The sequence below is a fragment of the Rhizobium sp. P38BS-XIX genome, assembly GCF_012641435.1.
Classification (GTDB): Bacteria; Pseudomonadota; Alphaproteobacteria; order Rhizobiales; family Rhizobiaceae; genus Rhizobium.
Map to the genome: position 1 here is coordinate 1682337 of NZ_JABAIJ010000001.1, position 13427 is coordinate 1695763.

Annotated in this window: 14 protein-coding genes; 7 read left to right on the forward strand and 7 right to left on the reverse strand. The window is 59.4% G+C overall.

Translation table 11 applies throughout. The features are described from left to right. The first annotated feature begins 1 nt into the window (after position 1). The 5 genes from HGP17_RS08140 to HGP17_RS08160 all read left to right on the forward strand — a co-directional run bounded on the left by HGP17_RS08140 (position 2) and on the right by HGP17_RS08160 (position 4903). On the forward strand, positions 2-997 hold the full coding sequence (locus tag HGP17_RS08140; RefSeq protein WP_168807619.1) for an ABC transporter ATP-binding protein: 996 nt from the start codon (positions 2-4) through the stop codon (positions 995-997). Continuing rightward, positions 990-1976, forward strand: a complete 987-nt coding sequence (locus HGP17_RS08145; RefSeq protein WP_168807628.1) for an oligopeptide/dipeptide ABC transporter ATP-binding protein — start codon at positions 990-992, stop codon at positions 1974-1976. The genes HGP17_RS08140 and HGP17_RS08145 overlap by 8 nt, the downstream gene beginning before the upstream one ends. 99 nt (positions 1977-2075) lie before the next feature. Beyond that, positions 2076-2993 (forward strand): sugar kinase, encoded by a 918-nt coding sequence (locus tag HGP17_RS08150; protein WP_168807630.1) that lies wholly within the window; start codon positions 2076-2078, stop codon positions 2991-2993. Between the two features lie 122 nt (positions 2994-3115). Beyond that, on the forward strand, positions 3116-4228 hold the full coding sequence (locus HGP17_RS08155; RefSeq protein ID WP_168807633.1) for a glycosyltransferase family 1 protein: 1113 nt from the start codon (positions 3116-3118) through the stop codon (positions 4226-4228). A 234-nt stretch (positions 4229-4462) separates the two neighbouring features. Then, entirely contained in the window at positions 4463-4903 is a 441-nt protein-coding gene (locus HGP17_RS08160; protein WP_168807635.1) for a MarR family transcriptional regulator, read from the forward strand. Between the two features lie 35 nt (positions 4904-4938). Here HGP17_RS08160 and der read toward each other — a convergent pair whose 3' ends face one another. The 3 genes from der to HGP17_RS08175 all read right to left on the reverse strand — a co-directional run bounded on the left by der (position 4939) and on the right by HGP17_RS08175 (position 7751). After that, on the reverse strand, positions 4939-6369 hold the full coding sequence (gene der / locus HGP17_RS08165) for a ribosome biogenesis GTPase Der (RefSeq protein ID WP_168807637.1): 1431 nt from the start codon (positions 6367-6369) through the stop codon (positions 4939-4941). Positions 6370-6384: 15 nt separating this feature from the next. Next, complete coding sequence (locus HGP17_RS08170; protein ID WP_168807639.1) at positions 6385-7068, reverse strand: tetratricopeptide repeat protein; 684 nt, start codon at positions 7066-7068, stop codon at positions 6385-6387. A 101-nt stretch (positions 7069-7169) separates the two neighbouring features. After that, positions 7170-7751, reverse strand: a complete 582-nt coding sequence (locus HGP17_RS08175; RefSeq protein WP_168807641.1) for an NnrU family protein — start codon at positions 7749-7751, stop codon at positions 7170-7172. Positions 7752-7927: 176 nt separating this feature from the next. On the opposite strand from HGP17_RS08175, the gene HGP17_RS08180 reads away from it, so the two are divergent. Continuing rightward, positions 7928-8908 (forward strand): polysaccharide deacetylase, encoded by a 981-nt coding sequence (locus HGP17_RS08180; RefSeq protein ID WP_168807643.1) that lies wholly within the window; start codon positions 7928-7930, stop codon positions 8906-8908. Between the two features lie 102 nt (positions 8909-9010). Here HGP17_RS08180 and sbmA read toward each other — a convergent pair whose 3' ends face one another. Further along, complete coding sequence (sbmA, locus tag HGP17_RS08185; RefSeq protein WP_168807645.1) at positions 9011-10276, reverse strand: peptide antibiotic transporter SbmA; 1266 nt, start codon at positions 10274-10276, stop codon at positions 9011-9013. Between the two features lie 425 nt (positions 10277-10701). On the opposite strand from sbmA, the gene HGP17_RS08190 reads away from it, so the two are divergent. After that, positions 10702-11286, forward strand: a complete 585-nt coding sequence (locus HGP17_RS08190) for a PadR family transcriptional regulator (protein ID WP_168807647.1) — start codon at positions 10702-10704, stop codon at positions 11284-11286. Positions 11287-11398: 112 nt separating this feature from the next. On the opposite strand, the gene map is transcribed toward HGP17_RS08190, so the two are convergent. The 3 genes from map to HGP17_RS08205 all read right to left on the reverse strand — a co-directional run bounded on the left by map (position 11399) and on the right by HGP17_RS08205 (position 13412). After that, entirely contained in the window at positions 11399-12151 is a 753-nt protein-coding gene (gene map, locus HGP17_RS08195) for a type I methionyl aminopeptidase (protein WP_168807649.1), read from the reverse strand. 167 nt (positions 12152-12318) lie between these two features. After that, on the reverse strand, positions 12319-12831 hold the full coding sequence (locus HGP17_RS08200) for a GNAT family protein (protein WP_168807651.1): 513 nt from the start codon (positions 12829-12831) through the stop codon (positions 12319-12321). Between the two features lie 152 nt (positions 12832-12983). Continuing rightward, on the reverse strand, positions 12984-13412 hold the full coding sequence (locus tag HGP17_RS08205) for a DoxX family protein (RefSeq protein WP_168807652.1): 429 nt from the start codon (positions 13410-13412) through the stop codon (positions 12984-12986). Positions 13413-13427 lie beyond the last annotated feature (15 nt).

Below are 13427 nucleotides of genomic sequence, written 5' to 3' on the forward strand. Positions count from 1 at the left end.
CATGACAGACACACTTCTTGAACTCAAAGACTATTCGATCACCTTCCGCACGCCCGAAGGCGAAGTGGCGGCGGTGTCGAAGATGAACCTCAAGATCGGCCGCGGCGAGCGTATCGCCGTCGTCGGCGAGTCTGGCTCCGGCAAGAGCCAGACTTTCCTTGGTCTGATGGGACTGCTCGCCAAGAACGGCCGAACCAGCGGCCAGGCGCTGCTCGACGGCAAGGACCTGCTGACCCTGAAACCGCGCGAACTCGACCATGTGCGCGGCAAGGACATGGCCATGGTCTTCCAGGACCCGATGACCGCGCTGAACCCGTCGCTGCGCATATCCAGGCAGTTGACGGAGCAGCTCGAGGTCCATGGCGGCCTGACGGCGCGCGCAGCCTCGGCAGCCGCGCTCGATATGCTGAAGCGTGTCGGTATCCCTGACCCCACGCGACGCTTCCACCTTTATCCGCACGAGCTTTCGGGCGGCATGCGCCAGCGCATCGTCATCGCCATGGCGTTGCTGACCAAACCGAAGCTCCTCATCGCCGACGAGCCGACGACGGCGCTTGACGTGACGATCCAGGCGCAAATCCTCGATCTTTTCAACGAGCTGACGGCGGAAATGCACACGGCCCTGATCATGATCACCCATGACCTCGGCGTCGTCGCCGGCCTCGCGGATCGCGTCGCCGTCATGTATGCCGGCCGTATCGTCGAGGAAGCGCCGGTCGAAGAGCTGTTCGAAAGCCCGGCCCATCCCTATACGGGAGCGCTCCACTCCGCGATCCCGCGGCCGGACCAAGATGTCGACGATCTCACCGTCATTCCCGGCCGTCCGCCGAACCTGATGCATCTGCCGCGCGGCTGCGCCTTCTCGCCACGCTGTGCCCATGTGCAGGACGACTGTCTCGACGCCGCGCCACCACTGGCGCAAATCGCGCCGCGTCGCTGTGCGGCCTGCTTCCATCCCCTTTCGGCTGATCAGGAACGGAGCCTCGTCCATGGCTGAGCAAACGCTTCTGAAGGTCGAGCATCTGACGACCGAATTCGAAATACCGTCGAAGTCCTTCTTCAAGCCGCCGATGGTGCTGACGGCGGTCAACGATGTCAGCTTCGAGCTGAAGAGCGGCCGTACGCTCGGCATCGTCGGCGAGTCCGGCTGTGGCAAGTCCACACTCGGTCGCTCGATCCTGCGGCTGATCAAGGCACAGAAGGGCGGTATCCTCTGGCAAGGCGGCAACCTGCTCGATCTGACCGAAGAGGAGATGCGTGCCGCCCGTCGCGACATGCAGATCATCTTCCAGGACCCGATCGCCTCGCTCGATCCGCGCATGACCGTCGGCGACATTATCGCCGAGCCGCTGAGCGTCTTCGAACCGAAACTGAGCCGCGCACAGCGGCAGGATCGCGTTCGCGAGATCATGGCAGCGGTCGGCCTCGTGCCGGAAATGATCAACCGCTATCCGCACGAATTCTCGGGCGGACAGGCGCAGCGCATCGGCATTGCCCGCGCCGTCATTACGCGACCAAAGCTCATCATCTGCGACGAGCCGGTTTCGGCGCTCGACGTCTCGATCCAGGGACAGGTCATCACGCTTCTGCGCCGCCTGCGCAAGGAGTTCGGCCTCACCCTGATCTTCATCAGCCACGATCTCTCGGTCGTGCGCCTGATTTCGGACGACGTGCTGGTACTCTATCTCGGCAAGGTGGTGGAAGCCGGTGAAGCCGCCACGGTCTTCGACCATCCGGCCCACCCCTATACGCAGGCGCTCTTCTCCGCAGCGCCGATCCCCGACCCGAAGCTCGCCCGTGGGCGCGAGCGTATCCGCCTGCAGGGCGATCCGCCCTCGCCGCTCAATCCGCCGCCCGGCTGCGTCTTCTCGCCTCGCTGCTGGAAGGCAACGGATGTCTGTCGCACAAAAATGCCGCCGACCGAACAGGTACGCCCCGGCCAGACGGCGGCTTGCTATCATATGGATCGGCCATAGAGCAACCCAAGGAAAAGTGGTCGGCGGTCGCCGCCGTCCACCTTGCCCCAGCCGCTGCTTGCGCGTATGCAGCACCAGGACAAAATGCAGGAGGCAGTCTTGGGCGGGCGTTTTCTATCGATCGGCGAGTGCATGGTGGAACTGTCGCAGGCCAAGGACGGACATCTGCGCAAGGGCTTTGCCGGCGATACATTCAACACAGCCTGGTATGCGCGCGCCTGCCTGCCGACGGATTGGTCGATCGATTATTTCACCGCGCTTGGCGACGATGCCATGTCGGATGAAATGGCAACCTTCATGGGCAATGCCGGCATCGGCACCGGCTACATCCGCCGCCTCCGTGGCAAGACGCCTGGTCTCTACATGATCAACCTGAAGGATGGCGAGCGCTCTTTCAGCTATTGGCGCGACAGTTCCGCCGCCCGCCAGCTCGCTGCCGACGGCGATGTGCTGCGTACGGCGATCGAAGCTTCGGATGTTCTCTATTTTTCAGGCATCACCCTTGCCGTGCTGCCGCGCGAAGATGCCTATACGCTGCTTGCCGAACTTCGCCGTGCCAAAGCGATCGGCAAGATCGTTGCCTTCGACCCCAATCTGCGGCCGCGCCTCTGGTCCAGTCTGGATGCCATGCACGCCATGATCGCCGAGGGCGGTCGCGCCTCGACCCTGGCGCTGCCGAGCTTTGACGACGAAGCCGCGCATTTCGGTGACGACTCGATCTCGAGCACCATCCGCCGCTACCGGCAGTACGGGACCACCATGGTCGTCGTCAAGAACGGGCCTGACGGCGCAACGATCGGCGAAGGGTCTGACGAAACGCTCGTTCCCGCCGTCAAGGTCGAGAAGGTGATCGATACCACCAGCGCCGGCGATAGTTTCAACGGCGCATTTCTGGCGCACTATCTGCAGCATCATGACGCGCTTGCCGCAGCCGCTTTTGCGGCCGAGATCGCGGCAAAAGTCATTCAGGAGCACGGCGCGCTCGTCTCGCCGGAAAAGCTCAAATCCATCCAATAAGGTTGTAATATTTCCATCATGGACACCCCCCACAATATGGTGGGCGCGGGAATCATGTTTGAAGCACCGCAATCGCTGGCACCATCATCATGAGGATGTGGTGCGGATGGGCTGTTTTGGGCATGTTGCAACGTTTGTCGGACATCGAAAACAATATCTGGAAGCAGGCGGCGACTCCTGTCGCGATACCGGAGCGGTTGCTCATCGTGAGCGACGCCTGGCATCCGCAAGTCAACGGCGTCGTCCGCTCGATCGAGAATACCAATCGCGAACTCACCCGACGCGGCGTGGAAGTCTCCATGATTACGCCCGACGGTTTTCGCAACGTGCCCTGCCCGACCTATCCGGAAATCCGCCTTTCGATTGCCAGCTACCGCAAGATCGCCGCTCGCATTGAGGCTGCAAAGCCAACCTATGTCCATATTGCTACCGAAGGTCCGCTCGGACTGACGGCGCGGCGCTGGTGCATCCGCAACGGCATGCCGTTTTCGACGAGCTATCACACCCGCTTTCCCGAATATGTCTCGGCGCGCCTGCCGATCCCGCAAAGCTGGCTCTACGCCTTCGTCAAATGGTTTCACAATGCCGGTTTCGGCTGCATGGTGGCGACGCCGAGCCTTGCGAACGAGCTCAGTCAGCGTGGCATTCAAAACCTGCTGCCCTGGAGCCGTGGGATCGATTCCCACCTCTTCCGCCCACAACCACTTGACGACAATCCCTTTGGCCTGCCCCGCCCCATTTTCATGACGGTCGGCCGCGTGGCATTGGAAAAGAACCTTCCGGCTTTTCTCGATCTGGATTTGCCAGGTTCGAAAGTGGTGGTCGGCGACGGTCCGGCGCGGGCCGAGCTGCAGAAACTCTATCCCGACGTCCATTTCCTGGGAGCAAAGTTCGGCGAGGAGCTGGCCTATGCCTATTCCCAGGCCGATGTCTTCGTCTTCCCGTCGAAGACCGACACCTTTGGCAATGCCATTCTGGAAGCCCTTGCGAGCGGCGTCCCGGTCGCGGCCTACCCTGTCACGGGACCGGCGGATATTCTGGGCGGCAACGAAGGCGCCGGCGTTGTCGATGCCGACCTCGCGCAGGCTTGCCTTGCCGCATTGGCTTGCTCGCGCGATGCGGCGCGCACAATGGCGCTCAAATATTCCTGGGAAGCCGCAACCACCCAATTTCTCGGCAATGTGCGCGTCGCCAATCATCGTGGCCGGCTGCGGGCGCGTGGCAATTTGGTCTGAAACACAGCCAAGTTCAATATTGAATTCCTCCCGTCCGACTCCAGTTAATGGAGATCACCGCGCGTATGCGCGGTAGACGCTGGGCTGAGCGCAGAAGCGCCGCCGCGCTCGAGCGCTGTCGAACCCACCCTCGTGATGGATTTGCAAAAAATTGAAGAAACCAATAGCCGCGCCATGCGTTTAGGTATACGATTATTTATCGCACGATTTAGATGCCCTCAGGGAGTATTGGAGATGGCGGACGATCCGTTGAAACTAAGCGACTTCATTTGCTTTGCCCTTTATTCGGCAAACCATGCAATGAATCGACTGTACAAACCCATGCTCGACGAACTGAATCTCACGTACCCGCAATATCTGGTGATGGTGACGCTCTGGGAAGAAGATGGGCAGACCGTCGGCGGCATCGGCGAGAAACTGTTCCTCGAATCCAGCACGCTGACGCCACTTCTGAAGCGACTGGAAGTGGCCGGGTACATTCAGCGTATCCGCAGCAAGGAAGACGAGCGCCAGGTCATGATCCATTTGACCAGCGAAGGCTCGGCCTTGCAAAAGAGGGCGGCCACGATCCCAGCCTGCATCCTCGATGCCTCCGAAAAGAGCGTGGATGAACTGACACGACTAAAAGCTGAAATCACGACCCTGCGTGAAGCCTTGAACAAGAATGCCGCCTGAACAACCCTGCCCCGCCTCGGCGGGGCAACGCGATATCAGGTTCGCTTTTTCTTGTTTTCGTAGGGGTTTTCCGATGTGCGGAAATGGATGCGGATCGGCACGCCCGGCATCGCGAAGTCCTGGCGAAGACCGTTGATCAGGTAGCGCACATAGGATTCCGGCAGCGCATCGGAGCGCGTGCACGAAATCATGAACGCCGGCGGACGAGCCTTGACCTGCGTCATGTATTTCAGCTTGATGCGGCGGCCGGATACCGCCGGTGGCGGATGCTGAACCTGCTGCGTCTCGAGCCAGCGATTGAGACGCGCAGTCGAAACACGCTTGTTCCAGACCTTGTCGGTATCGACGATGGCCTGCATGAGACGGTCAAGGCCTTCGCCTGTCTGGCCGGCAATTGTGATCGCGCGAATGCCGCGCGCCTGTGGCAACAGGCGATCCGTCTTCTCGCGCAGATCGGCAAGAACCGCCTGCCGATCTTCGATCATGTCCCACTTGTTGAAAGCAAGTACCGCCGCACGTCCCTCGCGGATCACGAGATCGACGATCTGCAGATCCTGCTTCTCGAACGGGATCGTGGCATCGAACACAATGACAACGGTTTCGGCAAAGCGGATGGCGCGCAACGTGTCGGCAACCGAAAGCTTTTCCAGCTTCTCGATCACCTTTGCCTTGCGCCGCATGCCGGCCGTGTCGAACATTTTGACGGTGCGACCGCGCCAGCTCCAGTCGACGGAGATGGAATCGCGGGTAATGCCGGCCTCGGGACCGGTCAGCAGCCTGTCTTCACCAAGAAAGCGGTTGATGAGTGTCGACTTGCCGGCATTCGGGCGGCCGACGATTGCGACACGCAGCGGGCGCGTGTCGTCATAAGCGGGCTCTTCGTCGATCTCCTCGCCATCTTCCCCAACGTCCCCGCGCGGAATGCTGACATTCGTCTCCGCCTCGTCTTCGTCTTCCGGGAAGGCGCGCTCGGGGCCGATCGCCTCGACGATCGCGTCGCGCAGATCCATCATGCCCTGGCCATGCTCAGCCGAAATCGGGCACGGTTCGCCGAGCCCGAGCGTATAAGCATCGTAGAAACCGCTGTCGGAACCGCGCGCTTCGGACTTATTGGCAACGAGCACCACCGGCCGGCCACGCTTGCGCAGCATCTCGGCAAGTGTCTTGTCGACATGCGTCAGGCCCATCTTGGCGTCCACGACAAACAGCGTCAGATCGGCTTCGTCGATCGCCGCTTCCGTCTGGGCGCGCATGCGGCCTTCCAAAGTCTCCTCGCCGGCTTCTTCGAGGCCGGCGGTGTCGACGATGCGGAACCTGAGATCGATCAGCTTGGCGTCGCCAGGACGACGGTCACGCGTCACACCCGGCGTATCGTCGACAAGCGCCAGCTTCTTGCCAACCAGACGGTTGAACAGCGTGGACTTGCCGACATTCGGGCGACCGACGATCGCGACCGTGAAACTCATTTAGCGATCCGTCCTTCAGCCTTTAGCGACCGGGGCCTTGCCGGTGGCCGTGATGAGATCAAGCAGCATCTGGGCGCGATTGGAGACATTGCGCGGGCTTTGCGGATCGTCGACGATCGCCTGGAACCACTGACGGGCCTTGGCGAAATCGCCGGCCTTGTAGGCGGCAAGACCAAGAACATCGCGTGCGGAATGACGGAAGGGATCCGCAGGCACCGCAAGTTCCTGCACTTCGGCGGCAACCTGATCGTAGGTGCCGGTATCGACGAGCAGATAGCCGGCGCGCAGGCGCGCAGCATCGCGAATGACAACAGGAATATCCGTCTGCTTGCCGACGGCCGAGAAGGTGGCAATGGCACCAGCCGTGTCACCCTTCTGCGCCTGCAGCGTCGCCGAGCGCAACCGCGCGAGCAGCGGATAGGAACCCGGACCGGTCTTCTCGATCGTTGCCAGCGCAGTCAGCGCCTCATCCGTCTTGTTCTGATCCGCCAAGGTCAGCGCGGCGATGAACTGATCGCCGCCGCTGCCGGCCTGATTGCCTGCCCAATAGCGATAGCCGCTATAGGCGGCGGTGCCGAGAACAATGAGCACGGCTCCACCGATGATGAGCTTGCCAAAACGGCGCCACACGAACCGCAACTGGTCCGAGCGCAGTTCCTCATTCACCTCGCGGATGAAGCTATCGTCATTGAATGCCATTCTCGTCTCCGGCCCAGGCCAAATAATTCCAGAAAGCTTAGGGGTTAGTTGGGCCTTCTACTCCATTTTACGGCCGATGTAAGGGGGAATGGCAGAAATCGTCACATAACGAGCGGCGAAACCCCGATAATCCACGCATGAAGCTTCCAAATGATCAGGGCCCAGACAATTGCGCCGATGACGACAGCATAGAGATCGTATTTCGCCGAAACGAAGGGCCGCAGGGTAATCTCGCCGGCGCGCTCGCGCCGCTTCAGCGAAATGCGCAGGATGACGCCCCAGGCAAGGAAGGCGGCAAAGAGCAGGATCGCAGCGCCATCGCCATTGGATAGAAGATGCGCCAGCGCCCAGATCTTCACGGAAAGCACCATCGGGTGCTTGGCTTTGACCGCGATATGCCCCGCCGGAAGCAGCGAGGCGACGAGACAGATCATCGCAAACAGCATCAGCAGAATGGTGATGTGGCTCATCCAGAACGGCGGCGACCAGATCGGCGTCATGTCCCGCGCCTGCCCGAACCCGTAGATCAGCACGATCAACGCAACGATGCTCGCGACGGAGTAGGCAACCTTCCAGCCGGCATCGCCGAAGCTCGCGATCAGCGAGGTGCGGAGGCCCGGCGCGACGACACGGATAAGATGCAGGCCGAGAAAAAGAACAATGCCGAGAATAAGCAATGCCATGACTGAAATCCCTTCGATTTTGTAAGGACATCCTTATCGGCTACCGTAAAAAAATGCCAGCATCACCGCAGCTTCGCCGCATTTGCGCGAAAGTAAGGGAACCGAACCAGAGCACGCCATCCAAAATCGCTGGATGATCTTGGTAAGCCATGCTCGATCAAGCAATGTCGGTGCCCATGTTACGTTCCCTTTCTTATCTCTCCCTTGCGCTTTCCCTTGCCCTGCCCGCCGCCGCCCAGGCCGATGGAAAGCCCAAGCAACTCGTGATGATTTCCTTCGATGGAGCGCATGATGTCGCGCTGTGGACGAAGAGCCGCGAGATCGCTTCACGCAACGGCGCGCATTTCACCTATTTCCTCTCCTGCACCTTCCTGATGAACAAGGCGCAAGCAAAGGCCTATCAGGGCCCACACCAGCGCCTGGGCAAATCGAATGTCGGCTTCGCCAAGAGCGAAGACGACGTGCGCACCCGCATCGCCAACATCTGGAGTGCCCATCAGGAAGGTCATGACATTTCAAGCCATGCCTGCGGTCATTTCGACGGCAAGGGATGGAGCCAGGCCGACTGGAAGCAGGAATTCATGAGTGCCCGCATTGCCCTGCGCGATGCCTGGAAGAATGTCGGCGTTGCCGACAAGGAACCGCAGGGCTGGGAAGATTTTGCAACGCATGACGTCAAGGGTTTCCGCGCGCCTTACCTCTCCACCAGCGACGGCCTTGTGCCGGCCGAAAAAGAGATGGGCTTTCAGTATGATGCAAGCCTGGTCACGAAAGGCCCTGCCCTGCCGCAGGTGGTGAACGGCATCTATCGCTTCGGCTTGCCGCTGATTCCCGAAGGCCCGCAGCACCGTCTTGTGATTGGCATGGACTACAATCTCTATGTCCGTCATTCAAAAGGCGTCGAGGACAAGGCCAACGCCAAGACCTACGAAGACCGCACTTTCGACGCCTTCGAGGCTGCTTTCAACGCCCAATATGACGGCGAACGCATCCCCCTGCAGCTCGGCTTCCATTTCGTGGAAATGAACGACGGCGCCTACTGGCGCGCGCTTGACCGCTTCGTCAGCGATGTCTGCCATAAGCAGGACGTCGCTTGTGTCAGCTATTCCGAGGCCATCCCGCTGATTGCGGCGAGAGGCAAGCCGCAGCAGGGGTGAGCGATACTCTTTATTGCAAATGAAAAGGCCCGCACTTGCGGGCCTTTTCATTTCGTGTCGCTTTCGCGCGATGTATTGAAGGCTCATCCGACAGAACGATGGTCAACCGTCAGCGTGGATGACGCCTGTTTCGCGTTCCAGGTAGCGCTGGTCGATTGGCGGCAGCGGCTCATCGTCGATGGCTGCTTCAAAGGCCTTCAGACGCTTGTGGATCGAAAGAAGCTCGATAATCGTCGTCCATGAGCTGACGAGATACTGGAAGGAGTTGCTGACTTGGCCGAAGGCGGTCGCAATCTGCTGCCAGATACCGAGTGTAATCTTATGCGCGACGAAAGTCGGCACGAGCACGAAGTACAGGAAGATTGCATCGAGCTGACCGTATGAATAGCGCGCTACGTTAAAATAGGCGTAATGGAAATACATACGGAAATAGTTGCGCCGCACGTTGGCAAATAGCTCTCTCACGGTGAGCGGCCGCGCACGCTCCTCGCTATCCTCACCATAAACCAGCTCTTTGCGGTATGCCGCCTCAACGCGCTGATTGCGGAAGTTCAAGCCCGGAAGCTTGATACCGAAAAGCGCGAGCAGGAACGTGCCGAATACCGACCAGATCAAAGCCAACCAAACAAGCGAATACGGGATTGCGCCGATAATCGGCAAATCGGTGACATACTTCGAGAGCTCAAGAAGAATCGGCAAAAACACGATGAGTGTCATGACCGAGCCGATCAGGCTGACGCCCAATCCTTCCAGGTTCGTTGCGAAGCGCATGGTATCTTCCTGCACACGCTGCGACGCTCCTTCGATATGACGAAGCTTGTCCCACTTCGACATGTAGAAATCATTCATCGCCGAACGCCAGCGGAACAGATAATGGCTCAGGAAGAACGAGGAAATGACACTGACCGCCACGCCAACCATTCCAAGCTGTGTGAACGCCCACAGCAACGCATAAAAATCTCCATCCGTTACACCAGGCTTTCCACCCAGAGCGTTCTGCAGCAGATCGAAAAACGGTCGACGCCAGACGTTGATTGCTACGTCGATCTGAACGCCGAAATAGGTGATAAATACGATGAAAGCGGAACCCCATATGGACCATACCGCCCAGACGTTGTTCCTTGAGATGAGGTGCCAGAAGCCGCAAAAAATAGCGCTAATGACTATAAAATATAAATAAAACAAGAAATTATTCGGAACCGCGAAAAACGCTGCGCCTACCGGTTGTTGCTCTTCCGGCAGCGGCGGGTAGCCCATGGATGCAACGACATTTGCACCGACGAAGTACCACAGAAAGACGCAGACGAGCGCCCAGACAACCGCTGAGGAAAAAAATAATCTCGGATTCGGGAAGAATGAATGAAACACGACGGTTAGGCTTCCTGTTGGTTCGGACGACCACGAATGACGTCAATTTGCGGCGAGCCTAGGACAGTTCTGAAATAGCGGCAACCGGCAGAGCGCTATTCTTACGTAGATGTAACCGCTTATCCCATGATCGTGATGCAGTTGTTCAGCAGTTCATCTTCACCCATTGGATGAGCCCCCTTCCCGTTTTGGACGATAAGCATCCGCGCCGGCCCGCTACCCAAAGCTACCCTCTTGAATAAAACTATCTTACGATATATATCTTACGACATGACTAACGATATAAACTCTCACACTTCACAAGGAGAAACGATATGAGAGGTTTCAGAGATCGCATGTTCGGAGATGGCTTTGACATCGTCGAGGCATATATCCTACGACATGGTCGGGGCCGTGAATCGCGCGGCGAGCACAGGAGAGACTTCATGAGAGGCTTCAAGGGCGGCATGTTCGGCGGCGGGTTTCGCACCGGCCGCAAGTTCGATGCAGCCGATCTGCAGCTCATCATTCTTGCCCTGCTCTCGGAGCAACCGCGCCACGGCTATGAACTGATCAAGACCTTCGAGGAGCGTTCTGGCGGCTTCTACGTGCCGAGCCCAGGCGTCATCTATCCCGCGCTGACCTATCTCGAAGAGACTGGCCAGGCCGAAGTCGAGGTCAGCGGCACGAAGAAGCTCTACCGCATCACCGAAAGCGGCCAAAAGCGCGTCGATGACAACAGAGATCTGGTGGAGGTCACGCTCGCCAAGCTCAGCTCAATCGGCGAAAAAATGGCCCGCGTCCGAGAGGTCTTCGACGGCGGCGATGACGACGGCCGTGACAATCCGTTCGATCGCCATGGCGCCGGCGACGTCCATCGCGCCCGCCACTTGTTGCGCTCAGCTCTTCGCTCGAAGTTCCCGTGGAGCAAAGCTGAAGGTGCTCGCATCGCTTATATCCTCGAGCGCGCCGCCGCCGATATCATCCGCGGCGAAACGAAAGCCGAGGATGAAGCGCAGTCCGACGATTGAGCCGCAGCCTGTCGCGCAAGAATACCCAGCGTTTTTTTGCGCGATACGCACAAAATTGAAGACTTGAAGCGCAGGGCACGAAACCGGAAGGTTTGTCACGCGCTTCGAGACATCAGGCGTCCGGCAATGTCAGGATGATTGGCCCGTTGCGGGTGGCGATGATCGTGTGTTCGTACTGGACCGTCGGCGCCTGCGGATCGGCATAGAGCGTCCAGGCATCGTCGCCGCCCTCGGCCCAGGTCGCGCCAAGAGAGAGAAACGGCTCGACAGTGAAAACCAGACCGTCCTCCATGATCCGCGTTTCGTCGGGATCTGCCCAGGTCGACAGTTCGGAAGGCTCCTCGTGCAGCGACCGACCGATGCCGTGACTGGCGAGATTGGCGATCAAGGTATAGCGGTTCTTCTGCGCGAAGGCGCCGACTGCCTGCCCGATCTTTGCCAGCGGCGCGCCGCTCTTCACCTGATTGAGGCCGACCCAGAGTGCCCGCCTGCCGTCCCGGCACAGGCGATCAATCTTCGGCTTGACCGGCGGCACGGTGAAAGATGCACCGGTGTCGGAAAAGAAGCCATCCTTCTCGGCCGAGACGTCAAGATTGACCAGATCGCCCGCCTTGATGACACGCGGTCCCGGAATGCCATGTGCCACTTCTTCGTTGACACTGATGCAGGTCGCGCCTGGAAACTTGTAGACCAGTTCCGGCGCCGATTGCGCGCCGGCATCCTCGAGCACTTTACGGCCGATCACGTCCAGTTCCAGCGTGGTGATGCCCGGCTCGAGCGCAGCGGCCATGGCCTGCAGCGCGTTGGCGCAGATGCGGCCGATATCTTTCAGCTTGGTCAGTTCTTCTTCAGTCGAGACGATCATTTACGGTTTCCGGCATACACGCGCTCGGCGCAACGGTTTGGCGAGAGGCTTAAGGTCGCTTTCGCGCCTTCCCTCCCGGCAGTCAATGTCTTTCTGGGTCTTTCTGGGGCTTTATGCCAGATAGAGCGACTTTCGAATTCCGAAAGGGCATGGAGCAATGCTACCCCCTAGGAGCGCGGATCGTCCGCAAGCAATGCCCAGCGCTCGTGATCACACCAGACGCCACCAATCTTCAGATATTTGGGCGAAAAACCCTCCCTGCGGAAGCCGAGCCGTTTGACCAACGCGATCGAAGGATGATTGCCAGGCTGGATATTGGCCTCCACTCTGTGGAGCCCAACCGCATCGAAGGCGTGGATGACGGCCAGACGGACCGCATCCGTCATGAAGCCCTGGCCGGCAAAGCCGACCATGCCGTGATAGCCGAGATAGGCGCTGCGAAAACCGCCCCAGACCATCTGGCTGATATTGACGACGCCAACGATGCCGCCCGAGCCCGGATCTCGCGCCACCAGACCGATATTCGGCCCCGTGACCGTTTGGCCGAACCAGGCGTCAAAGCCGTCGCGATCAAGAAATGGATAGGCCCAGGGCACATGATGGGCACGGCTGGCGATATTGGCGGCGATCAGCTCGTCTGCATCCGACTGCTTGACCGGTGCGATGGTCACTTGCGGCATGGCTCGCTCCCCTCTTCAGAGCAGTTCCAGGAAAAGTGTACGGCAGCCTTCCATCCGGAGTTGCGCGGACACAAAACAGAAGATCACCCCGGCATTTTGGTGACGTGCCGAGGCGATCCAAAGAAGCGAGCATTAGCAAATCGAATCCGAAATCAAAAGCTTCGGTCTAAGAGCGGAATCATTCTGCGAACTGCTTCATAACGAAGATAAAGGCCGCCCCAGGCGATCACACCGATATAAACGCCGAAGAGAAGATGCGAGAAGATCGGGCTGCCGATCCGCAAATGCGTCGCGATCGCCCCACCGAGAAGACCTGTAAGAAGGATAGCGCCAAGGACCGACGTCCGTGGGATGGCGTAGAGGATGGCACAGCCAAGCGTGATGACGCCGAGCAACCGCGCCAGCCCCCGATCGGCGGAGTAACCGAGCGTCTCCATCGTCTCCGTAACAACGGGCAGAGGGATGAGCTTGATCGCGCCGTCGAACAAAAGGAAGGCGACGACCAAACCGCTCAGGATCATGCCGGCCACGCGCTGAGCGCGCGTGACCGAAGGCAAAGATGAATCGACTGCATAAGACATTCCCATATCCCCCGG